23 protein-coding genes and 1 riboswitch are annotated in these 22,141 nt (G+C 45.3%); of the genes, 8 read left to right on the top strand and 15 right to left on the bottom strand.

The window, feature by feature from the left end; genetic code table 11:
- Positions 1 to 20 precede the first annotated feature (20 nt).
- The 4 genes from RG959_RS16680 to RG959_RS16665 all read right to left on the bottom strand — a co-directional run bounded on the left by RG959_RS16680 (position 21) and on the right by RG959_RS16665 (position 3,644).
- Positions 21 to 635: a PH domain-containing protein gene (locus RG959_RS16680; protein WP_342798086.1), complete on the bottom strand. Its 615-nt coding sequence runs from the start codon at positions 633 to 635 to the stop codon at positions 21 to 23.
- 386 nt (positions 636 to 1,021) lie between these two features.
- Positions 1,022 to 1,552: a YceI family protein gene (locus RG959_RS16675; protein ID WP_342798085.1), complete on the bottom strand. Its 531-nt coding sequence runs from the start codon at positions 1,550 to 1,552 to the stop codon at positions 1,022 to 1,024.
- Between the two features lie 129 nt (positions 1,553 to 1,681).
- Positions 1,682 to 2,584: a YitT family protein gene (locus RG959_RS16670; protein ID WP_342798084.1), complete on the bottom strand. Its 903-nt coding sequence runs from the start codon at positions 2,582 to 2,584 to the stop codon at positions 1,682 to 1,684.
- A gap of 127 nt (positions 2,585 to 2,711) precedes the next feature.
- Complete coding sequence (locus RG959_RS16665) at positions 2,712 to 3,644, bottom strand: manganese-dependent inorganic pyrophosphatase (protein ID WP_251273274.1); 933 nt, start codon at positions 3,642 to 3,644, stop codon at positions 2,712 to 2,714.
- A gap of 194 nt (positions 3,645 to 3,838) precedes the next feature.
- Here RG959_RS16665 and RG959_RS16660 point away from each other — a divergent pair, with 194 nt between their 5' ends.
- Positions 3,839 to 5,110 carry an MFS transporter gene (locus tag RG959_RS16660; RefSeq protein ID WP_342798083.1) on the top strand — a complete coding sequence of 424 codons (1,272 nt, stop codon included), beginning with the start codon at positions 3,839 to 3,841 and terminating at the stop codon, positions 5,108 to 5,110.
- Here RG959_RS16660 and RG959_RS16655 read toward each other — a convergent pair.
- The 5 genes from RG959_RS16655 to RG959_RS16635 all read right to left on the bottom strand — a co-directional run bounded on the left by RG959_RS16655 (position 5,081) and on the right by RG959_RS16635 (position 9,572).
- Positions 5,081 to 5,725 carry a uracil-DNA glycosylase gene (locus RG959_RS16655; protein WP_342798082.1) on the bottom strand — a complete coding sequence of 215 codons (645 nt, stop codon included), beginning with the start codon at positions 5,723 to 5,725 and terminating at the stop codon, positions 5,081 to 5,083. The genes RG959_RS16660 and RG959_RS16655 overlap by 30 nt on opposite strands.
- A gap of 78 nt (positions 5,726 to 5,803) precedes the next feature.
- Complete coding sequence (locus RG959_RS16650) at positions 5,804 to 6,673, bottom strand: DUF6612 family protein (RefSeq protein WP_342798081.1); 870 nt, start codon at positions 6,671 to 6,673, stop codon at positions 5,804 to 5,806.
- Between the two features lie 154 nt (positions 6,674 to 6,827).
- Positions 6,828 to 7,607: an SDR family oxidoreductase gene (locus RG959_RS16645; protein WP_342798080.1), complete on the bottom strand. Its 780-nt coding sequence runs from the start codon at positions 7,605 to 7,607 to the stop codon at positions 6,828 to 6,830.
- 1 nt (position 7,608) lies between these two features.
- Positions 7,609 to 8,613 carry a lactonase family protein gene (locus tag RG959_RS16640; RefSeq protein ID WP_342798079.1) on the bottom strand — a complete coding sequence of 335 codons (1,005 nt, stop codon included), beginning with the start codon at positions 8,611 to 8,613 and terminating at the stop codon, positions 7,609 to 7,611.
- A gap of 62 nt (positions 8,614 to 8,675) precedes the next feature.
- Entirely contained in the window at positions 8,676 to 9,572 is an 897-nt protein-coding gene (locus RG959_RS16635) for a LysR family transcriptional regulator (protein ID WP_342798078.1), read from the bottom strand.
- 110 nt (positions 9,573 to 9,682) lie between these two features.
- Between RG959_RS16635 and RG959_RS16630 the strand changes: the two genes are divergently transcribed.
- Positions 9,683 to 10,915, top strand: a complete 1,233-nt coding sequence (locus RG959_RS16630) for an MFS transporter (protein WP_342798077.1) — start codon at positions 9,683 to 9,685, stop codon at positions 10,913 to 10,915.
- Positions 10,916 to 10,922: 7 nt separating this feature from the next.
- Here RG959_RS16630 and RG959_RS16625 read toward each other — a convergent pair whose 3' ends face one another.
- The gene (locus RG959_RS16625; protein ID WP_342798076.1) at positions 10,923 to 11,069 is read right to left on the bottom strand and encodes a Fur-regulated basic protein FbpA; all 147 of its coding nucleotides are present in this window, start codon (positions 11,067 to 11,069) and stop codon (positions 10,923 to 10,925) included.
- A gap of 167 nt (positions 11,070 to 11,236) precedes the next feature.
- A riboswitch (TPP riboswitch) is annotated at positions 11,237 to 11,347 on the top strand.
- Between the two features lie 73 nt (positions 11,348 to 11,420).
- Here RG959_RS16625 and RG959_RS16620 point away from each other — a divergent pair.
- From RG959_RS16620 to RG959_RS16600, 5 genes are read left to right on the top strand one after another with little or no spacing between them, the layout of a single operon-like run.
- Positions 11,421 to 11,981 carry a thiamine phosphate synthase gene (locus tag RG959_RS16620; RefSeq protein ID WP_342798075.1) on the top strand — a complete coding sequence of 187 codons (561 nt, stop codon included), beginning with the start codon at positions 11,421 to 11,423 and terminating at the stop codon, positions 11,979 to 11,981.
- Positions 11,982 to 11,989: 8 nt separating this feature from the next.
- A complete protein-coding gene (thiO, locus tag RG959_RS16615) occupies positions 11,990 to 13,126 on the top strand; it encodes a glycine oxidase ThiO (protein ID WP_342798074.1) in 1,137 nt (378 codons plus the stop codon).
- Positions 13,123 to 13,326, top strand: a complete 204-nt coding sequence (gene thiS, locus RG959_RS16610; RefSeq protein WP_342798073.1) for a sulfur carrier protein ThiS — start codon at positions 13,123 to 13,125, stop codon at positions 13,324 to 13,326. The genes thiO and thiS overlap by 4 nt, the downstream gene beginning before the upstream one ends.
- A gap of 2 nt (positions 13,327 to 13,328) precedes the next feature.
- A complete protein-coding gene (locus RG959_RS16605) occupies positions 13,329 to 14,096 on the top strand; it encodes a thiazole synthase (protein WP_309091323.1) in 768 nt (255 codons plus the stop codon).
- Positions 14,093 to 15,118 (top strand): ThiF family adenylyltransferase, encoded by a 1,026-nt coding sequence (locus RG959_RS16600; protein ID WP_342798072.1) that lies wholly within the window; start codon positions 14,093 to 14,095, stop codon positions 15,116 to 15,118. The genes RG959_RS16605 and RG959_RS16600 overlap by 4 nt, the downstream gene beginning before the upstream one ends.
- A gap of 449 nt (positions 15,119 to 15,567) precedes the next feature.
- On the opposite strand, the gene RG959_RS16595 is transcribed toward RG959_RS16600, so the two are convergent.
- Positions 15,568 to 16,977 (bottom strand): DHA2 family efflux MFS transporter permease subunit, encoded by a 1,410-nt coding sequence (locus RG959_RS16595; protein ID WP_342798071.1) that lies wholly within the window; start codon positions 16,975 to 16,977, stop codon positions 15,568 to 15,570.
- A gap of 165 nt (positions 16,978 to 17,142) precedes the next feature.
- Between RG959_RS16595 and RG959_RS16590 the strand changes: the two genes are divergently transcribed.
- Entirely contained in the window at positions 17,143 to 17,367 is a 225-nt protein-coding gene (locus RG959_RS16590; RefSeq protein WP_342798070.1) for a hypothetical protein, read from the top strand.
- A gap of 39 nt (positions 17,368 to 17,406) precedes the next feature.
- Here the strand turns inward: RG959_RS16590 and RG959_RS16585 are convergent, their stop codons facing one another.
- The 4 genes from RG959_RS16585 to RG959_RS16570 form a co-directional block, all read right to left on the bottom strand.
- Positions 17,407 to 18,741, bottom strand: a complete 1,335-nt coding sequence (locus tag RG959_RS16585) for a 2-hydroxycarboxylate transporter family protein (RefSeq protein ID WP_342798069.1) — start codon at positions 18,739 to 18,741, stop codon at positions 17,407 to 17,409.
- Positions 18,742 to 18,858: 117 nt separating this feature from the next.
- A complete protein-coding gene (locus tag RG959_RS16580; RefSeq protein WP_342798068.1) occupies positions 18,859 to 19,563 on the bottom strand; it encodes a response regulator in 705 nt (234 codons plus the stop codon).
- Positions 19,560 to 21,137, bottom strand: a complete 1,578-nt coding sequence (gene dcuS, locus RG959_RS16575) for a DcuS/MalK family sensor histidine kinase (protein ID WP_342798067.1) — start codon at positions 21,135 to 21,137, stop codon at positions 19,560 to 19,562. The genes RG959_RS16580 and dcuS overlap by 4 nt, the downstream gene beginning before the upstream one ends.
- Positions 21,134 to 22,084: a bile acid:sodium symporter family protein gene (locus RG959_RS16570; protein ID WP_342798066.1), complete on the bottom strand. Its 951-nt coding sequence runs from the start codon at positions 22,082 to 22,084 to the stop codon at positions 21,134 to 21,136. Before RG959_RS16570 ends, dcuS begins: the two co-directional genes overlap by 4 nt.
- Between the last annotated feature and the right edge of the window lie 57 nt (positions 22,085 to 22,141).

Raw genomic sequence — 22,141 nt, 5'->3', positions numbered from 1 at the left:
GGTAACCGGCGGGGTATTTTTTAATTGTTGATATATTTTTCAAATACGGCACCGAAGTCTTTTACCCGGTACGTATCACTCGATTTTTTCAGCCAGTCAAAAGCGTATACATTCACTTTTTCAAACTCGGCAGCCAAATCAATTTGTGTTTTTGTAATGTTTTTAATAGAATTGGCGGACATTTCTAAGCTTTGCTGCGCATAGCCAAAATTCATTTCGTTTTCCTGCTGCATTTCAGCAATTTTCAATAGCGCTTTGTATAAATCCTTTAGCTCTTCCAGGTGCTTTTTATGCACATCAATCGAATACGTCTGGGTTCCAAGCGTAAACTTGATTTCCACATCCAGATCGACAGTACCTGCTGTTTCAAGGTACACGCTTGAAACACGGTTTGCCACATAGTTATACCGGCGAAGCAGCCGCTTTTTGCTGACTGCGTTCGCTCCATCTACGTGAACAAGCCCAAGATTGGTAAAACAATATTCATCTGCTTTTGATTTGATCAGAAAATAAATTTTCTCATCGTCTTCATGCATAATGTAATCGTCTGCATCGACCTTGTCATAATCTGCAGGCTTAATAACCGCTCCGACATCGCTCAATCCCAATACATCTGCTGCTACTTTTCCAAACACGATATACCAGCTCCTTTTATAACGAAGTATATGAATGCATACGTTATTCTCTCGCTAAAGGTTTCACTTTTTTAAAGGCCCCTTTCACGACAAACTATTTTTACTCAAGAAAGAGTTCAATTATTCACCAGCAGGGCATTTTAACGGTTAAAAATAATTCATGACGATAAGCGGGCCATTTCGATTTGGGATTATCTATCCCAGGCTTCCATATGTTTGGTGTTCTAAGCCGGTGTCTAACATCGTTTATCCGCAACTATTTCGTTCAGTCCTGTTTATGCATGGATACATTCTTTCACATTCAGAAAACAGTCCTAAATTGTAATAACGGTGCTGACTGCTAAAGAAAAAGCATACCCCTGTTTGAGGGGTATGCTTTTTCTTTTTTACTCACCAACGACAAATTCAAAATTCGCGCTGAATTTTACGTCTTTTCCTACAAGAACGCCACCTGTTTCAAGCGGAGCATTCCATGTTAAACCGTATGCCTCACGGTTTATTTTGCCTTCTGCATCAAAACCGGCAATTGTGCTGCCATCTATTGGGCTTTTTGATGTCCCGTTATATTCAACGGTAAATGTCTCTGTATTTGTAATACCTTTTAATGTGAGCTGGCCAGTTACCTCGTATTCATTTTCGGATACCTTTTGGATCGTATCGCTGATAAATGTGATTTCCGGATGCTGTTCCGCATTAAAGAAATCACCTGAACGAAGGTGGTTGTCCCGATCTTCATTATTTGTATCAATTGATGCCGTATCAATCGATACACTCCATTTTGCAGCTTCTAATTGATTGATATCACCGTCAAATTGTACATCAAAGCTTGTAAATTCACCTTTTGTTTTCGATACCATCATATGTTTTACTTGAAACGCAATCCCGCTGTGTACCTGGTCAAATGTTAATACTGTCATTTTGCATACCCCCATTAGTTCATAAAAGTAACTTTGTAACTTTAATGCAAACTATATATATTTAGAATTCAAGATAATAGTACAGTTTTTTTCCATAAAAAAAGCCTCGGCATTGGCCGAGCCTTTGGCTTAGTGAATATCTTTTTTCTTAAAGCGTCCGCCTCGCACTTCCGCAATATCTGCCACTGCAAGAAATGCTCCTTCATCCAAATCTTCTACAATGGATTTTAATTTCGCTTCTTCAAGCCTGGTAATGACACAGAAAATGACTTTTTTGTCTTCGCCAGTATAAGCACCTTCTCCATCTAAATACGTAACACCGCGGCCAAGGCGGGCGATAATCGCTTCACCGATTTCTTTGTACTGATCAGAGATAATCCAGGCTGATTTCGACTCATCCAGCCCTTGAATTACTACGTCAATTGTTTTAAAGGCTACAAAGTACGTGAGCACAGAATACATAGCCCGGTCCCAGCCGAATACGAAGCCGCCCCATAAAAAAATAAACACGTTAAAAAACATGACAATTTCACCAACTGAAAATGGCAGCCTCTTGTTAATCAAAATCGCTAAAATTTCCGTGCCGTCGAGAGAGCCCCCATACCGGATGACTGTTCCTACTCCCGCTCCAAGCGCAATGCCGCCAAACACAGAAGCCAACAGAATATCGCTTGTAAAAGCTGCTACTGGATGCAGGAACGTGGAGAAAATCGCTAACACGGTAATCCCAAAAATCGTTGAAAGCGCAAAGGTTTTGCCGATTTGTTTATAGCCGAGGAAAAAGAACGGAATATTCAGTAAAAATAAAAAAAGACCTATCTTGACACCAGTTATACTAGATAAAATAATCGAAATCCCTACAATACCACCGTCCATAATCGAGTTGGGTACCAGAAAAATTTCAATGCCAATAGCCATTAATATAGCGCCGATAAAAATAAATAATGTTCGTTTCAATAAGCGCCTCGGCCCTGCTTTTTGATGCTGCCTTTGACGATTCGGTTCTTGTGGTGCTGCTTGCAGCTGTTCCATCCGCTCACCCCTTTATTCCTATATTTATTCTTTCTATTATAACAAGTTCCCCAAAGCAAAAAAAGCGCCTCTTAAAAAGAGACGCTTTTCTGTTTGTTAACGCCCCGCATAACAAGGGCATTTGAACTTAACGATTTTGAAGAATTTCAGTTAATACAGGAACGATTTGTTTTTTACGGGATACAACGCCTTTTAAAAGCGCCTGGTTGTCGTCAAGTTTTACATTGAACGCTTCTTCCACAGCTGAAGTTTCTGCACCAATCGCGATAGCTACAGAGTCGCTGTTTAAGATATCCGTAATGACTACAAGGAACAGATCAAGTGTTTTTTCTACGATCGCATCTGTTACAGCTTGCTCAAGCTCCGCTTTCAGTGCTAACACGTCAGCTGGATCAATAGCGTTAATTTGTGCGATTTCTACTTTTTTGCTGCCCATCGGGAATACTTTCGCATCGATACCGATAAGCTCTTCTGCTGTTTTGCCGCTTAAATCCGCGCCCGCTTTCAGCATATTAAGCCCGTATTCATTCGCATCTATCCCAGCAATTTGGGCCAGTTCCTGCGCAGCTTTTACATCCTGCTCTGTGCATGTTGGTGATTTAAACAAAAGAGAATCAGAAATGATCGCTGACAGCATCAAGCCGGCAATCTCTTTTTCGATTTCCACACCATGCTCTTTGTAAAGCTTGTTTAGGATAGTCGTGGTGCAGCCAACTGGCTCCGCACGGTAGTAAAGCGGATCTGTTGTTTCAAAGTTAGCAATCCGGTGGTGGTCGATAACTTCAAGAACATGTACGTCATCAATGTCATCTACACTTTGCTGACGCTCATTGTGGTCCACTAAAATAACAGAGTCTACTTCTGGTGACGCTTTTTCAATTAAACGCGGCGCTTCCGCATTAAATGTTTTTAACGCAAAAGCCGTTTCATCGTTGATATCACCAAGGCGAACCGCTTCCACGTCAAAGCCAAGCTTCGTTTTCAAATCAGCATAAACGATTGCTGAGCAGATTGAATCCGTATCCGGGTTTTTGTGGCCAAAAATAAATGTTTTTCCCAATTGTTTTCCCTCGCTTTATGTAGAGTATTCCGTTTCATTTTAACGTAAAACGAAAAAAGTGTCCCGCTTTAATTACAGTATAGCGGAAATGATTTTAAAAACCTATAAGATTAATTGGTTTAAACGTTAAATTATTGTAAAGAGCAGGAATGAAAGAATGCAGATTGGAATTATATTACTATGGAGGTGTTTCTATGCGAAACAAAGGGGGCTGGAAATGGTTTTTTACCATGCCCATTCTTTCCTGGGCTTTATATGATTTCGCTAATACGATTTTTTCATCGAATATTACAACGATTTTCTTCCCTTTTTATGTACAAGAAATCGCGGGCGGAAGCGAACGGCTTGATCAAATTGCCAGTACCTTCTTGTCTTATGCCAATGCTGTTTCAAGTTTTTTCCTCGTTGTTTTCTCTCCTTTGTTCGGTGTATGGATTGATCAAAGCGGACGCAAAAAGCGCTGCGTCATGTTTTTTGCTTTTGCTGCCATTTTGTCCACTGCTCTTATGGGGCTGGCCGCCCCGCAGAACTTTGGAAACTGGCACGGGATGCCGGCAGCTTTTATGGTGGTTGTTGTATTGTTTGTGGCGGCCAAGTTTTTCTACCAGTCCAGCTTAATTTTTTATGATGCGATGCTGCCTGACATCAGTACAAAAGAAACGATGCCGCTTCTGTCAGGGTTCGGAGTGGCCATCGGTTATATGGGTACACTTGTCGGCCTGGCTGTTTATCCGCTCGCCAGCGGCGGTACGTATGCGGATGCTTTTTTACCGACTGCAGGCTTGTTTTTACTTTTCACTCTGCCGCTTGTTCTGTTTTACAAAGAAACGCCGCGCCCTGCGCAGGCAAAACGGCCTTTTTTCGCCGGGTACCGGGATGTGTGGGAAACATTTAAAGATATGAAAAGATACCGCCCAATCTTTTTGTTTATGATCGTTTACTTCTTCCTCAATGACGCCATTGCCACTGCCATCGCCATGATGGCAGTGTATGCAAAAGCCATTGTCGGTTTTTCATCGGGCGAATTTATTTTGCTTTACCTTGTTTCAACCATTTCGAGCATCATCGGTTCATTTATTTTCGGCTATGTTACGCGGTCAGCCGGTGCAAGACAAGCTGTTTTTTACGTCGGGATCATTTTGTTCGCCGCCCTTTTGCTCGGGACCTTTGCCATCAATCAGCCGATGTTTTGGATAACAGGCAGCTTATTCGGCGTGGCACTCGGCGCAGTTTGGGTCACGTCCCGCGTGCTGATTATCGAGCTTTCTCCTGAAAACAAGCGAGGCCAGTTTTTTGGGCTGTTTGCTTTTTCCGGCAAGCTGTCCGCTATTGTCGGCCCGCTTATGTATGGCACAATCACGCTCTTGCTCGCTGACCATGGTGACATTGCCAGCCGGGCAGCTCTTTCATCATTGATGCTGTTTGTGTTAATTGGCTTAATCGTACATCGGAAAATCCCGGCGTAGCAGGCGAAGCTTTTCCATGTCTTCATGAATAAGCTCAAGCAGGCGGCGATTATAAAAGATGGACGCTGGATGAAAAGTGGGGAAAATCCGATAGTTCTTTTTAGTCCATTCAAACTGTTCTTCCTTTAGCTGCAGTACTGGCTGTACGAGCAGTTCACCATGAAGATCGGATACTTTTTTGTCATTTCCGACCAGCCGTTTTAAGCCGATATTGCCCAGTGTGACAATAATCGGTGCTTTTACATGCTCAATCTCATAATCAAGTAGCGGTGCGTGCGCAAGAATTTCACGGCTGGTCGGGGCGCGGTTGTATTTTCTTTTCACGGTCGCACCGTCCGGTCCCCTTTTTTCACCCCATTTGTACGGGCGGCTTCGTACGGCACTTGTAATATACACCTCTTCCCGGCCAACCCCTGCCATCTCTAGAAATTTCATTAACTCTTTTCCTGCCCGGCCGCTGAACGGAATGCCGTTTCCAATTTCGGTTTCACCGGGTGCTTCTCCAACAAGCATAAGCTTTGGGTGCTTCGGCCCGCTTCCGTAGACAAATCCTTCGACCGGATACGGCTCGATTCTTTTTTTGCCGAGCTCAGCAAGCTCTTCGGGAATTCTCATACGATCGCTTCTTTCTTTTTTTTACTCATTTTTCCCTTTTCCTCAAAAGAAAAACCCGCCTTTAAGGGCGGGTTTCTTTTACATCTGTATTTCCTGTGCGTTTTTCACAATATCTTCCGGAACAGTGATCGCTTTTACTTTGTTGTAGTTGCTGTAGTCCGCGTTCATTACTTGATTAACTTTCATGGACTCTCCTTCCATTTCCATCGTCATATCCATGATCATATCAACCGCTGTAGTCTGAAAGGTTTCTTTGTCTACATTGATCGTGTAGTCCACTTTTTCAATATTCATGCCTTTCATCATTTCGTCAATGGCCGCCTGGTCTTCCTCTCCCTCAAGCTGCGGGACAAACTGCTTCATTTGGTCTTGAATGAGCTTATTAAATTTGTCGCCGGAAGCCGACAGCTTTAGGATGTAAGCATCCTCTGTCTGTTCAAAAGTAAAATCATCTTTAAATGCTTCGAGCTGCTTCAGCTGCTGAGACGGGTCCGACTGTTGCTCGGTCATTTGCGTAATTTGATCGTACATTTCAGATGGCATTTTCATCCACTGTCCGCTTGCTGAATCCTTCATAAAAAAGCCCTGCTCCGTCATGTACATCTCCATATCCATCTTCTGGCCCTCTTCTGCTCCATCCATATTCATATTCGTTGTTCCTTTTTGATAAATAGCGAGCGGATCGTTCGTAATATTCATATCCATGACAGAATCAGTTTTCATTTTTAAATCTTGAGACGGCTGCTCCAATTGCTGGGTCATGTCCACTTTAGCACTTAAGCTTTTCGTTTCGTTTGAAACCTCCATCGACTTATCGAAGACTTCGCTAAGCGTCATATCACTTGTTTGTTCCTTCGTTGTTTCCGGTGTTGGTTCCGCTGTCTGTCCGCATGCTGCAAGACCCATTGTCAGAAAACCTGCTGCGGTTAGCTGAGCCCACTTTTTCATTTTTTTCTCTCCTTTTCATTGGTTCTCACCCTACATACGGAGGAAGAAGAAAAAAGTTCCAGAAAAATGCCTAATAAGTAAAAAAGGACCATAAAAAAAAGAAAAACCAGCTTGCACCGGTTTTTCTTTTTTATAAAAATATGACTGAAGTTCTTTACAGAAGCGATTCAACCCCATCAACATACACAACAGATCCTGTTACGTGACTGGCCGCGTCACTAGCCAGATAATGAACAAGGTCTGCTACCTGCTCCGGCTTTCCGGACCCTCCGGCAAGCGGCTGATTGCCTTCTGGGTATTCAATCGGAATCGTAATTTCTTTCAGTTTTTCTTCTTCTTTGTTTGTGCTGGCGTCAATGTTCGTATCAATGGCTCCCGGGCAGACGATATTAACACGGATTTTAAACTGCGCAAGCTCGACCGCAGCCATTTTACCAAGACCCACCTGTCCTGCTTTCGTAGTCGCGTAAGCTGAAAATCCAAAGTTTTTAAACGTACGCGTCCCGTTGATGGACGACGTGATAATAATGCTGCCGCCCTGCTTTTTCAAGTAAGGAATGGTGTATTTTAATGTTAAAAAGGTGCCGGTTAAATTGGTCATCATGACGGAATTCCAATCGTCCGGCTCCAAGTGCTCAAGCGGCGTAAAAGTGCCATTTTGCCCTGCATTGGCAAAAACAATATCGATTCCACCAAATCTTTCTGCGCCTTCTCGAATGGCTTTTTCCATCTGATCCGCTTTTGATACATCAGCTGTTACGTGAAAAGCGCGGTCTTCGCCGATTTCACTCACAAGCTCGTCTGAATCTTCCCGGCTGCGGTCGAGTAGGATAATGTTCGCACCAGCTTCCGCCATTTTGATCACGGTGGCTCTGCCAATTCCTGACCCCGCTCCTGTGATAAGTGCTGTTTTACCTGATAAGGATGTATTCATCTTACCTCTCTCCTCTCTTAATAACACAAACTGGCTTTGTGACAGCGGCTCTTCCCCCTGTAAACACAGGCAGGCCATTTGGCTGAATTTTAAACAAGCAGATTTCATCCGAATCTTGGAAAGCCACCACTAGAAAAGGCTCATCTGGCAATGCATAAAAACTGCGGGGCGTTTTTCCATCCACTTTTACATGACGCGGTTCAGATAAGGTACCGTCTGGGCCGATATCAAAAACCGCCAGCCCATCCCAGCCCCGGATGGCTCCATATAAAAATCGGCGGTCGGAACTTATTTGCACATCCGCTCCTGTATGTTCGCCGCTGTAACCGGCCGGCAGCCCGGCAAGTGTATCGAGATGCGTAATGGCGCCCCCATCTCCGACTTTATAAACGGAAACCGTAGAATCCAGCTCATTCATCACATAAACGACGGGCTGCTCTGGATGAAAAAAAGCCATGCGCGGCCCTGCTCCGGGTGCCGCTTTAACTTCTTTTATAATCTCCAGTTTATGTTTGTCGTAAACCACAAGCGTATCTGTTCCAAGATCGCAGACAAGCAAGTGACGCCCATCCGGGAAAGGCGTAACCGAATGAACGTGCGGCGCATCCTGTCTTTCTTCGTTTGGACCGCTTCCCTCATGTTTTGAAAAAGCGTTTTTTTGAAGCGTATCACCGTTGCGTTCGTATTTCGTTACAGATCCTCCGTAATTCGCTGTCCATGCATATGTATCTTCTGCATAAATATGACAGGGAGCCATTTCTCCTGCATCAGCTTCTGCTTTCAAAATGAGATCATCAGGCTCAATACTAAAAAGAACCGCTTTTCCGTCCATTGATTCAGACGCTGCATATAAAAAACCATCTGCTTCTGCCAGGAAAGACGGATTTTCTACGCCGCTGAAACGGTTTGTGATCGTCAGCGTTTCCGACTCCGTGTCTACGATTACTTTGTAAATACCCGGCTCTTCTTTTTTGGCATAACTGCCTGCCCAGAGTGTGTGGTTCACCAGCTAATCCCTCCATTTACGGTTTCATTCTATTTCTTCTTATTACCCCGTCTTTTTCTTTTTCATACCTGGCCGCCATGATTTTGTTGCAGATATTTTTCAGCAAATGTTTTAAACTGGCGGGCAGCCGGTGATAAGGCTCCACGCTTTTTTACACCGATAGCGATTTTTCGAACAAGAGAATAATCACTGATCTCGATAAAAACAAGCGGCTCATGAGCAATTTCCGGTTTTTTTGGAAGTACACAAAGGCCCAGCCCTGCCGCGACAAAGCCGGCAATGGTCGGGACCTCCTCTCCTTCAAAAGTGATCTGCGGCTCGATTCCCAGCTCTTCACACATCTCATCAAACATAAATCGGAGGCCAAACCCCTTTTTAAAGGTCACGAAAGGTTCAGCCGCTGCTTCACGAAATGAAAGACACGGCCGTGTTGCAAATGGATGACTCGCGGGAACAGTTATATACAACTGCTCTTCCCGAATAACCGTCCACTCGATATCATGGCGTTTATAAGGCGGTGCGGTAATGCATAAATCTGCTTCTTCTTCCTGTACTTTTTTCATATTGACTTCTCCTGCTCCCTGAGAAAGCTGAAAAGTTACGTTTGGGTAGAGCCGCTTGTACTCTGCAATTAAATTTGGCAGCACATGCGGCCCAAACGTCGGTAAAAAAGCAATCGATATATGGCCTTTATCGGGAGATACAATTTCTTGAATGTCTTCCTTTGCTTCTTTCATAAGTTGAAGTGCCTGCTGCGCTTTCTGAACAAAAATGACACCTGCCTGCGTCAGCTGAACCTCTTTTTTCCCGCGTAAAAAAAGAGGTGCACCAAGCTCTTCTTCTAATTTCATGATCGATCGGCTGAGGGCGGGCTGGGAAATTGCCTGCTTTTTCGCTGCTCTTGTAAAGTTGCGCGTTTGCGCCACGGCTGCGGCATTTTCAATTTGATGCCATTCCATTGAATCCCTCCATAACTAAAACGCATTGTTCCTATGTTAATTATAAATTGGAACTATCATTTTCAGAAGCGTATAGTAAAACATAGGCTGATGAGGAAAGAAGGATGCACATGTCATTTATTGAAAAAGGAACCGTGGAACAAAAAAAAGCGAGCTTTGCTTTGTTTTTAGGAGGCTTCGTTACCTTTGCGACGCTGTATACCACACAGCCGCTCATGCCGCTGTTTTCGGAGCAATTTGGTGTTTCTGCTTCAACTGCAAGTCTCACTCTGTCCCTGTCTACCGGTGTTTTGGCACTTTCCATGATCGGAGCAGGCGCGCTTTCTGATGCCTACGGCAAAAAAAAGCTGATGGCCATTTCGATGTTTGCAGCCTCTATCATCGGGATCTTGACAGCTTTGAGCCCAAACTTTTGGACGCTGCTGGCTTTCCGGGCACTGCTCGGCCTCTTTTTAGCGGGTGTACCGGCTATTGCAATGGCATATGTAGCGGAAGAATTCAATCCGAAAGCCGTCGGATCGGCTATGGGGCTTTATATTAGCGGCACAACCATTGGCGGAATGTCGGGACGTGTCTTAACGGGGCTTTTAACCGATTTCTTCAACTGGCGAATCGCTTTGCTATTGATTGGACTGACGGCGCTGTCAGCCAGTGTTCTCTTTTTAACTTCACTGCCAAACCCGCGCCATTCCGTAAAGAAGCAGCCTTCTTTCAAAGAAATGGCATTCACATACCAAATTCATTTGTATAACCGCCCCTTATTGGCTGTTGTCTCTCTTGGTTTCTTGTTAATGGGCGGCTTCGTTACGCTGTATAACTATATTGGTTTTTTACTGATTACTCCTCCCTATTCGCTTAGCCAGACGCTAATTGGATTTATTTTTATTGTTTTTTTAACAGGAACGTTCAGTGCGGTTTATATGGGCAAAAAAGCAGACAAGTATGGAATTCCGCTTTTGCTGAAATGGTCGATTGGCATCATGGCATCCGGTGCCGTATTGACGCTTTTCCCTTCTCTTTTCATGAAAATTATCGGCATTGCTGTTTTTACGTTCGGTTTTTTTGCCGCTCATTCGATCGCAAGCACATGGGTAGGAGAATATGCGGGATTTAACAAAACACAGGCGTCTTCTATGTACTTACTTCTTTATTATCTTGGCTCTAGTGTTGTTGGATCATTCGGCGGCTGGTTTTGGATACATTTCAATTGGATCGGTGTCATTGGATTTATTCTTTCCCTTCTGGCCGGGTCAATCCCTCTTATTTTCTATGCTGAAAACAAACAGCCCGGTGTTTATTGCATCTGGAAAAACAAAACCGCTCAAGCGCACGGAAACGCTTGAACGGTTTTTAATTATCTATTGATTCACTTTGATCGCTTAAGTGCATTAATTCTTCCATTGATAATTCATAAAGCTGGCGGTCGCCATGCTTGAAAATCCCTTGAGCCATCAGCTTTTCAATCCAGATCATTTGTTCATTTTCTGTCGTGTGCATGGTGTTCTTCTCCTTTTTTCTTGTTGCCTTTATTTTATTCCCCCGAAATAAACTTTATGAAACATACTTTGCGACAAATAAGGACAAGAAAAAGAGAGCGCTTTTTTAGTTTGCGAATTTATCGTGACACCTGTTTTCATTTGTGCTATCCTAAAAAAAACTGAATATTCTTCCACTGGAGGTGCCTTTTAAAAAGGCTGAGATCAAAGTGAGTGACTTTGGGATTCCTGGAACCTGATCCAGTTCATACTGGCGTAGGAAAGTGGCGAAAACCTTTTTAACCGTTCATCTTTGTGTATTCAGCGCTGCTTTCTTTTATAGAAAGCAGCGCTTTTTATTTTGATTTAGGAGGTGAGGCAGCTGATTCATGCTGTAACTGATGGAGCCGGCTTGCCGGATCACGTACAAACAAAGCTGCTTTCTCTTTTTCCAGAAATCGATGCTGTTTGTATCCGAGAAAAAGGATTGTCTGCACAACAGCTTTTCACTCACCTGATCGGCTTGATTGAGCGGGGAATGCCGCCCGAAAAAATGATTCTTCACTCATCCCCCGATCTGGTGCCCTTTCTGCCGGTATTAGGCGTTCACTTTTCTGAATATGATGAACGGCTGACACATTTTAAACAGAAGCATCCTGACAAGCTTGCCGGCCGATCCGTTCATTCTGTTTCTTCTGCCCAAAAAGCGGAAGCCGACGGAGCTGATTACCTTTACTTTGGACATGTATTTGCCACAAACTCCAAAAAAAACCTGCCTGGACGAGGACTCGACGCTCTTCATAAAGTAACCGAGTCTGTTGCTATTCCGGTTATCGCTATTGGCGGAATTGATCAAAGCAATATTCCAGCAGTCCGGCAGGCAGGTGCTTCCGGTGTTGCAATGATTTCGGCTTTTTTCAACAGAAAGGTGTGAAACCGTATATGAACAAATACGAGTATATTTTAATCGGCGGCGGTGTCATTGGCTGTTCTATTGCCTACCGTCTTGCCAAAGCAGGTTATTCAGTTGCACTGTTTGATTCGGGCGCTGCCGGGAAAGCGTCGATGGCCGCCGGTGGTATGCTTGGAGCGCAAAATGAGTTTGAGTGTGAAAACCCGCTTATGGAAATCGCTCTTGAAAGCAGGGATTTGTTCCCCGATCTGCGTGATGAGCTTTTTGAAGAGTCCGGCGTTGACATCGAGCTCAGAAAAGCCGGCCTGCTGAAAGTAGCCGCATCCGAAGAAGATCGGGATGCTTTAGCCCACCAATACCACTTTTTATTAGAAAAAGATCCGACTGTTTCCTGGCTTGAGCCTGAAGAGATTCCCAAAATAGAACCTCAGTTAACGGGCCGTACAGCCGGTGCGATTTATTTAGAAAAAGACAATCAAGTTAAAGCGCCGCTGCTTGCGCTCGCATTGCTTCGTTCAGCAGCTAATGCAGGCGTTCACGTTTATGAGCACACCGCCGTTCAAAAGCTGCTTATCAAAAATGGACAAGTTCTTGGCGTCCAAACAAAATCGGGTGACGTTTACGCGAATCGTGTCATTAACGCAGCGGGTGCGTGGAGTTCTTCTCTTCTTTCAGACACCGGCTTCTCTTTGCCCGTTATTCCTGTAAAAGGCGAATGTGTATCTGTGAAGCTGACAGAAAAAGCGCCTGTTAAAACGGTATTTGCAGTTGATGGCTGCTACATCGTGCCAAAAAGAAACAATGAAATGCTGATCGGTGCGACTTCCACGCCAAATACGTTTGATCCATCTGTTACAGCAGGCGGCATTCGCTCGCTGTTAAACCGCGCAGCCCGCCTGCTCCCGGTTTTAGATACGGGCATGATCGAACGCACCTGGTCCGGAGTCCGGCCCCAAGCGGCAGACCATCTTCCTGTTATCGGTGCGCACCCTTTTATTGACGGCTTATACATATGCACCGGGCATTACCGAAACGGCATCCTGCTGAGCCCTGCCACTGGGCTATTAATGGAAAAATATTTGAGCGGCTGTTCAAGAACGGCGGCGCGTCTTGCGCCGTTTTCTCCAACGCGCTTTTTACCCCAAAAGGAGGCGGCACCTGTATGAAAATGACTGTAAACGGACGCGAAGTAGGTGTACCGGAAAATGTAAGGACGGTACGTGACCTGCTGGATCACTTTGGTTTAAATAAAGATCTGGCCATTGTGGAATTGAATCAGTCTATTTTAGATAAAACAACACGGGACGATCAAAAGCTGGCAAATGGCGACCGTGTGGAAATTGTACAATTTGTAGGAGGCGGATAAACATGTTAAAGATTGGACCTTACTCATTTGAATCCCGGCTGCTGCTCGGCACGGGCAAATTCCCTGATTTTGATATACAAAAAGCGGCGGTCGAAGCGTCTCAAACAGAAATTTTAACGTTTGCGGTGCGGCGAATGAATATTTTCGAGCCGAATCAGCCGAACTTTTTAGAAAAAATTGACGTTAAAAAATATACCCTTCTGCCAAATACAGCGGGCGCCAAAACGGCGGAAGAAGCAGTACGGATCGCCAAGCTCGCGAAAGCATCCGGTTTATGCGACATGATTAAAGTGGAAGTCATTGGCTGCGACAAAACATTGCTGCCTGACCCTGTTGAAACCCTGCGTGCATCCGAAATGCTTTTAGAAGAAGGATTTATTGTTCTTCCGTATACATCAGATGACGTACTTTTGGCCAAGCGGCTCGAAGACCTTGGCTGCCATGCGATTATGCCGGGCGCATCCCCCATTGGCACCGGCCTTGGAATTGTCAATCCGCTCAATATTCACTACATTATTGAGCAAGCGAATGTACCCGTTATTGTGGATGCGGGCATCGGCACACCATCAGACGCAGCCAAAGCAATGGAGCTTGGGGCGGATGGCGTACTGCTTAATACAGCGGTTTCCGGCGCAGCCGACCCGGTTCAAATGGCTGAAGCAATGAAATATGCGGTGCTTGCCGGACGGGGTGGATTCCAGGCGGGGCGGATTCCAAAAAAACTTCATGCGAACGCTTCAAGCCCGCTTGAAGGAATGAGCGTGCTTTGACAGACCGGTACTCAAGACAGGTGTTGTTTCCAGGCATTGGACGAAGCGGACAGAATTTGCTGCGGACAAAACATGTGCTGATCATTGGCGCTGGAGCTCTTGGTGCGGCTAATGCAGAAATGATTGTCCGGGCTGGTGTCGGGCAGGTAACGATTGTAGACCGGGATTACGTAGATTTTTCTAATTTACAGCGGCAGACCTTGTACACTGAGCAAGATGCTGTAGACCGGATGCCAAAAGCAGAAGCAGCGCGAAAAAGACTGGCCGCAGTTAATTCTGACGTTCACATCACCGCCCTTACCCAAGATGCCGACGCAGCCTTTTTGGAGCAGATCACGGCCCGAAGCCATATCGATTTGATTGTGGATGGCACCGATAATTTTGATGTGCGTTTTATCTTAAACGATGTCGCCCAAAAAAAGCGCATTCCCTGGGTGTACGGAGCTTGTGTAGCATCGGGCGGCTTATCCATGCTGATCGTGCCGGGCGAAACACCATGCCTCCACTGCTTGATGGATACGATGCCGGGAGCGGGCGCCACCTGTGACACCGCTGGCATTATTTCGCCCGCTGTGCAAATGACTGCGTCTGTTCAAACAGCGGAAGCGCTCAAATGGCTTTCAGGAAACACGGAGGCACTGCGTGGAACCATTTTTTCCTTTGATTTATGGAAAAACCAATTTTCGTCGGTTGATGTACAGCGTATGAAAAAACGAGACTGTCCTTCCTGCGGCACAGAACCTGTTTATCCTTTTTTATCGTACGAGCGGACAACCAAGTTTGCGGTTTTGTGCGGACGCGACACGGTACAAATCCGGCCAGCTGATGTAATGAAGCGAAACCTGGCCAAGCTGGCGGATCATATTAAACAAACAACCACGATTACGCACCAAAATGGCTTTTTGCTTTCTTTTCAGCAAACACCTTATACGGTTACGGCTTTCCGCGACGGCCGCGTTTTGATTCAAGGGGTATCTTCTGTTGAAGAAAGCAAGCGGGTTTATTATCAATATTTCCAATAAAAAAAACGATCCGGAAGCCCCGGATCGTTCAGTGTGTAGATAAAGTCTTTCGCTTTTAAAAAAGAGCCGATAAGTGGTGTTGAAAATCCATAAGCAAGGATTGACTAGACATTTTCTCTTTTTTAAACAAAAAGATACGACCTTATGAGCTCTATACCATCTTGTCGCAAGCCACTTGGTGGCGGGAGGGCGGCGCAGACTCCTATGGGACTAGCGGGTAGCTGAGACCGGTGAAGCCGCCAGGCGAAGTCGGGCTCTGCGCCTGCCCCATGGAAAGCGGAGCTGCCTGGACGCCGCCGATCCATCCCATTCATGTGCACAGTCATCCATATAATTTGTCTACAGTCTGAACGATCCGGAAGCCCCGGATCGTTTTTTATCTTCAGTAAACAATCTCAACCCGCCAAGGATGAAAAGTCTGCTCTCTCGTTTTTCAGCTGTTCCAATAACTAGCCTCTTTTCTCAGCCAAAGCGCGTTTTTCTTTTAACAAAAATGACAGCGGCAATGCTACTACAAGCGGAACGAGCGAGTATACAAACACATCCCCTGCTGCCATCGCAGAAGAAGCGTGAACCTCTGTTCCTTCTCCTACATAAATCGAAGAACGAAAAGCAAGCAGAGCCGAAAACAAAGCGATAGACAAAGAAGCAATCGACTGGCGCGCCCAGTTGTTGAGTGCAGAGGCATACCCGGCAATCTCCACTGGGATGGCGGACATGCCCGCATTAGTGATAGGCATATTACAAAGAGCGATTCCAAGATAGCGCACCGATGTCCAGATGATGACATAAGCGATCGTTGTCTCGATATCCAAATTCCCCATCATATAACTGCCAATAATCATAATGACGAGGCCTGACAATATAAGAGGAGCCGGGCCTGTTTTGTCATACAGCCTGCCGGTTACCGGTGTAAACAGCGCCATCACGAGCGCACCGGGCATCATAATCAGTCCTGTTTCCAGGGCGCCAAATCCAAGTGAGCTTTGTAGAAAAATCGGCACGAGAAATGCCCCTGCGTATAGCCCAATAGACATAACGGCACTAAGCAAAAGACTGTAAGCATAACGGCGGTGCGTCAGCACTTCAAAGTTCAGCAGTGGAAACTGGATACGGAGCTCGCGCCGCACAAATAAAAACAGCAAAACGAGTGCGATTCCGGCAACGCCGAGCGTTTTTGCACTCGTGAACCCCCATGACTCTCCTTCAGCAAAAGCGGTTAAAAGAAGAATACTGCCGATAAAAGACAGAAGGAGCCCTGGCAGATCAAACGGCATTTTCGCTCCTGCATCGGTCCCGGGAATAAATACCGCAGCTGCCCAGATAGCTGCCGCTGCAATCGGAAGGTTTACATAAAACAGCGCCGGCCAGCCCGCGGCATCGATAAAAAAGCCGGCCAGTACCGGGCCAAGAGCCGGAGCAAGTACAGCAGATAAACTCCATAAGCTGATACCGTATGCCTGTTTTTTTCTTTCAATCGTTTTATAAACAAGTGTCATCGTTGACGGCATAATCATGCCGCTGAATATCCCCTGTAGAATACGCAGCACAATCAAGCTTTCAATACTCCAGGCAAATACACTGATCAGTGAACAAACAAAAAAGCCAATCAGCGCAGCCAAATACACACGCTTAAAGCCAAAGCGCGCACCGAACCAGCCTGCCGCCGGCGCTACTGCTCCGGCTGCCAGCATAAATCCTGTTACCGTCCATTGTGCTGCCGGCAGATCCGCATGAAATTGATTCATAAACGCCGGGACAGCTACATTTACGGTAGAAGTATTCATCACAGCTAAAAAATTGCCGAAGAAAACCGCAAAAATAATCGACCAAAAGGCTGTCTCTTTTTTTTCTTCCACGTTTTTACACCCGATTTCTATTTATTCTGTTGCACTATTATAACAAAAAACTTCGTGTCACGAAATGTTAGGCGGGCTTTTCCTTCTCTGCATTAGCTCAGCGCAGCCCGCTTTTTGGAAAAGAATATGCTACACTAAGAAAAAAGCGGAAAGGACGCGGCCAGAATGCTGAAGCGATTCGTTTTTGTCGTTCCTGTTATGGTGATTGTTTTTTCCATTGCCACCTGGATGTTAAACAAGGATTATGCAATGATTGCACATGATACCCGCCTGCTTATTTCAGCGGGAGCGGCCCTTTTTTCCGGTGTGATTTCATTTTCCTTACTAAAAGGTGATGCAGAAGAGCTGGCTGCCGCCCACCGGGATCGCCAAAACAGAAGGAAAAAGTAAAAAACGCTTGTCTCGATTGAGACAAGCGTTTTTCTTTTCTTAACCAAACATTTTCATTAGCAATGTCGCTAAAATAACCGTAGAGGCGCCGCCTAAGCGTGTTGCTACCTGTGCGAATGGCATCAGTGACATACGATTTGAAGCTGAGAGAATCGCGACATCACCCGTTCCGCCAAGACCACTGTGGCAGCCTGTTACGATTGCTGCATCAATTGGATGCATTTTCATGAACTTTCCGACAAAGTAGCCTGTTGCAACCATTGAAATGACAACGGCTGCACATACGATCACGTAAGCCGGTGTTACAATTTTCACTACATCCTCAAGCGGAATGTACAGCATGCCAAGACCGACCATTAAAGGCCACGTTAAGCTTGTTGAAACGAATTTGTACAAGTGATAAGCGCCTTGTTCCATTCGTGCCGGCATAACCTGAAAGACTTTTACTAACGTTGCCCCGACAATCATCAATACAGGTCCCGGAATACCAAGGAACAAGTGGGCAAAGCTTCCGAAGATAAAGAAACTGCAGGCAATTAACAGTCCCGCACCCATTAACGAGAAATCAACTGGTTTGTTAATCGTTGTTTCTGAGGAGATCTGGTCCCCTTCTTTTGATTTAACAAGGACACCGTTTCCTGTTAATTCAGGTTTTTTCTCTCCAAGACGCATCATAAGGCCGGCACATACAACGGCGACGATATTTCCGATTACTGCTGCAGGGATCATTTGAGAAACAAATGATTCAGCTGCACCGCCAGAAATTTGCGCGTAAGCAAGCGACAACGGCAGAATACCTTCGCCAATACCACCGCCAATAATTGGCACAACAATATAAAAGAACGTATGCTTAATGCTGTAGCCAAACAACATGCCGACAGAGCAGCCTGCCACAACAGATGCCAGCGTCCCTAATACAAGCGGGATAAACATGCGTGTAAACCCTTGGATCAATACTTTGCGGTTCATCCCAAGAATACTTCCGGCGACAAGCACCGAAATATATAAATATAAAAAGTTCGATGTTTTCATAAGCGTTGTAACAGCTTCTGTTGCGCTAGGGTTAATTAAATCAAAGAAAACTAAAATAGATGGAACAAGAAGTGCTAAAATGGCTGGACCGCCAATGTCTTTTAAAATGGGGATTTTCATTCCAAGATCGCCCATCAGCATACCCATAATCATAATAACGGCAAACCCGCCAATCATGTCCGGCGGCAGCTGATTGTATACAGACGCTGCATAAATCACAGCAGCCAGCACCACATAAAGCGGCAGTGGAACTGGTCCTACAGTAATACTATTTAATTTTTGAAAAAAAGATGGCTTTTGCTCGTTTGAAGGAAACGTTTCCAATTTCCGTTCTGCTCCCATGGTGATAACCTCCTGTTTGTTTCTTGCTTCATCTTATCCGGAATTAAAGCGTTATCATATATTATTTATTTTTTTAAATTGTTTTTTAATTAAAAAAAGTAAGCAGTTTCAAACTGCTTACAGAAAGTTTTTCATTATATACTCCTTGGAAAGGTTGCGTGTATGCTGATAAACCGGGCGTCCTACCGTGCCATAAACCACCCTTACATCAAGCACTTCGATATCTGCGAGAAACTTTAAATACTTGCGTGCAGACACACCGGAAATGCCAACTCTTTTAACAATGTCTTCTGTTGAAAAAGCATCCTCTATTTTTTGAATCTCTTCCCATACTTGATTGAGTGTAGCTTTCGTCAGCCCTTTTGGAATATCCTTCGGCATATCCTGTTCTCCCCTGCCAAGCAGCTGGCGGTCCAATTCTTCCTGGCTGACCTGGCGGGACTGTGTCATAAATGCTCGTTTATCATGATATTCTTTTAATGCTTCTTCAAACCGGTCAAATTGAAACGGTTTAATTAAATAATCAACTGCGCCATAGCGAATCGCTTTTTGTACCCGTTCCATATCGGAAGCAGCAGATATGACGATTACATCTATTTCTTTTTCCTTTTCCCTTACATACGTAAGCAATGATAATCCGTGTGGACCCGGCATGAAAATATCGAGCAGAATAAGGTCAATTTCCTGGTTTTCTATAACCGAAATAGCTTCTTCCACCGTTCCAGCCGATGCCGCCAGTGAAAACCCGCTGATGCTTTCTACATACTTTGCGTGCAGAGCAGCCACCCGCTGTTCGTCTTCTACTAATAAAACGCGTATCATGCTTTCCTTTCCTCTCCTTTCTCCTGGAATGGTATATAAACGGTTAATTTTGTTCCTTTGCCTGGTTCTGATAACAAATCAAACTCACCGTCCCGCTGGGCAAGAATATCTTGCACTAGTGACAGCCCAATCCCGCGGCCGGTTCCTTTCGTCGAAAACCCTTTTTCAAATAAGAGATGCTGTTTTTCTTCTTCAATGCCGGTACCGGAGTCGGCGACTTCGACTGTTAGAATATCATCTCCATAGCTGAACGCAACATGAATGATTTTTTTCCGGCTTTTTTGTACCGCGTCGATCGCATTATCAATTAAATTGCCAACGACCGTAATCAAATCATGTGTAAGCGCTGGATCTTCCGGCTGCGGAATCGGAAAATCGCTTTTCAGGTGCAAAGAAGCACCTGATTCACGCGCATAGCTTAGCTTGCCGACGAGAAAGCCGGCCAGTACCGGATCTTTTATTTTTTCTGTCATCATTTGAATCTCATTGCTTTTAAAATCAACCGTCTCTTGAATAAACAAGGCAAGCTCCTCATACGACTTCATTTGAACCATTCCCAGGATTACATGAAGCTTGTTCATGAATTCATGTGTCTGCGCCCGAAGTGCGTCTGCGTATAAACGAACCCCTGTCAGCTGTTCAGCCAGCAGTTTCACTTCTGTTTTATCACGGTATGTAGCAACTGCTCCGGCAAGCATTCCATCCACGTGAATCGGTACGCTGTTTACGAGAAGCTCAACCCCATTGATCCGCTGCTCCCTGTCAATTTCCTGCTGCTTTGTTTCCATTACGCGCTGCAGAGAATGAAGAGGAATCGATTCTGTTTTCCCCTCTTTAAAAAGGGACATGGCTGCCCTGTTCATGAGCGTAATCGTCGAATCGCGGTCTACTGCAATAATGCCTTCATGCACGGATTGAAGGATGGCATCACGTTCTTCAACGAGCCGGGCAATCGCAAAAGGCTCCAGGCCAAGCAGCACTTTTTTGATGTAACGAGCCAGCAGTACAGCGCCGAGAACACCAGCCAAAATACCAGCAGCTGTTCCTGCCAGAATATTGTTTCGGCTGCTGGCAACCGCATTTTGAACACTTTCCAATGAAATGCCGACGGCCACTGCTCCAACTTGTTTTCCACCTGGATCGAAGACAGGGGTAAACGAGCGGACAGAGGGTCCCAGTGTCCCTTCAGCTGTAGACACATATTCCTCACCAGCGAGTACATGTTCCTCATCGCCTCCAGTAAAGGGCTGGCCGATTTTGTCAGGGTCTGGATGTGACTTGCGTATCCCATTCATATCCATGACAACAACAAACTGAACACCGGTTTCCCTGCGGATATCGCTAGCAAAGGCCTGAATGTCCTCTTCGCTTCGTGCTCCCGTAAGCGCCTGAGCGACAAGCGGCGTATGCGCCACCATGCGCGATGCATTTTGCGCTTTTTCTGCTTGTCCTGCTTCAACGGAATCGGTAACGGTTTTTGTAACTAAAATATCTGTGACAAGCAGAGAAAAAGCAACGACTGCACAAACAAAAGCAATAATAACGGTCTGCAGCTTCCATCTTCCTTTTCTCATGCCCTGACCTCCCTAGGGTACACTCTTTTAAGCAGAAACCCATGAAATGCCGCGAGCATTTGCTGAAAGAGCATGCATACCACAACCGGCACTGCTGCCTGCGGCGGAAAAAAGTTAACGGCGATGACGGCACCTGCGCTGATGTTGCGCATACCGCCTGTGTAAATAAGCGTCACAATGGTTTCATGCGGCTGTCTGCACGCCACGGCAAGGGCCCAGGAAAGCAGATAGCCGCACAACACGACAAATAAAATAGTCGTGAGAATCTGAACAAATTTCAAATCAATATCACGTAAATAAGGGGCGACCACAGCACTGTTAATCGCAATAACGAGTGGAAGCGACAACTTTGAAAAAGGCGACAGCGTCTGGCTGATCTGGCTTGCTTTTTCTGATTTTACCCACTCGTTCACGAGCATGCCAAGCAAAGACGGCAGCACAATCATCCAAAACAGCCCGCTCATCATCTCGAAAACATCCATTTCCACTTTACTTCCGGCCAGCACAGACATGCTGAACGGCACGACAATGGGTGACAGAATCGTATCAAGTAAAATAATCACAAGCGCAAGCGGTACGCTGCCCCGGTACATCGTTACCCAGATCACACTTGTAATTCCAGTCGGAATCACAAGCGCCAGTGTAAAGCCTGTAACAATCAGCGGATCATCAGGAAATAAAAGATGTCCAGCCGTCCAGGCAAACAGCGGCGTAATCATGTGAAGAATCACAAGCGCCAGAAAAACAGGAAACGGATGAGTCATCGTATGATGCAGCATCCGAAAATTTGAATTTAAACTGCCGGTAAACGTCATAAAAGCAAAGACCCATGGCACAATAAAAACCCATGAGTGAATCCATTCCGCTAATAAAACGCCGGCAAGAACACTCACAGGTGTTAAAAGCGGCATCCACCGCGTTAAAAATATGTTCATTGCTCGAAGCATACAAAGGAACTCCATTCTTTTTGTTTGCTTCTATTGTATCATTATGAAAAGAATTCG

The sequence above is a fragment of the Domibacillus sp. 8LH genome (assembly GCF_038806185.1).
In the GTDB taxonomy this organism is placed as follows: Bacteria; Bacillota; Bacilli; order Bacillales; family Domibacillaceae; genus Domibacillus; species Domibacillus indicus_A.
The sequence above is the reverse complement of the archived record's forward strand: the minus strand, read 5'-3'. Positions and strand labels throughout refer to the sequence as shown.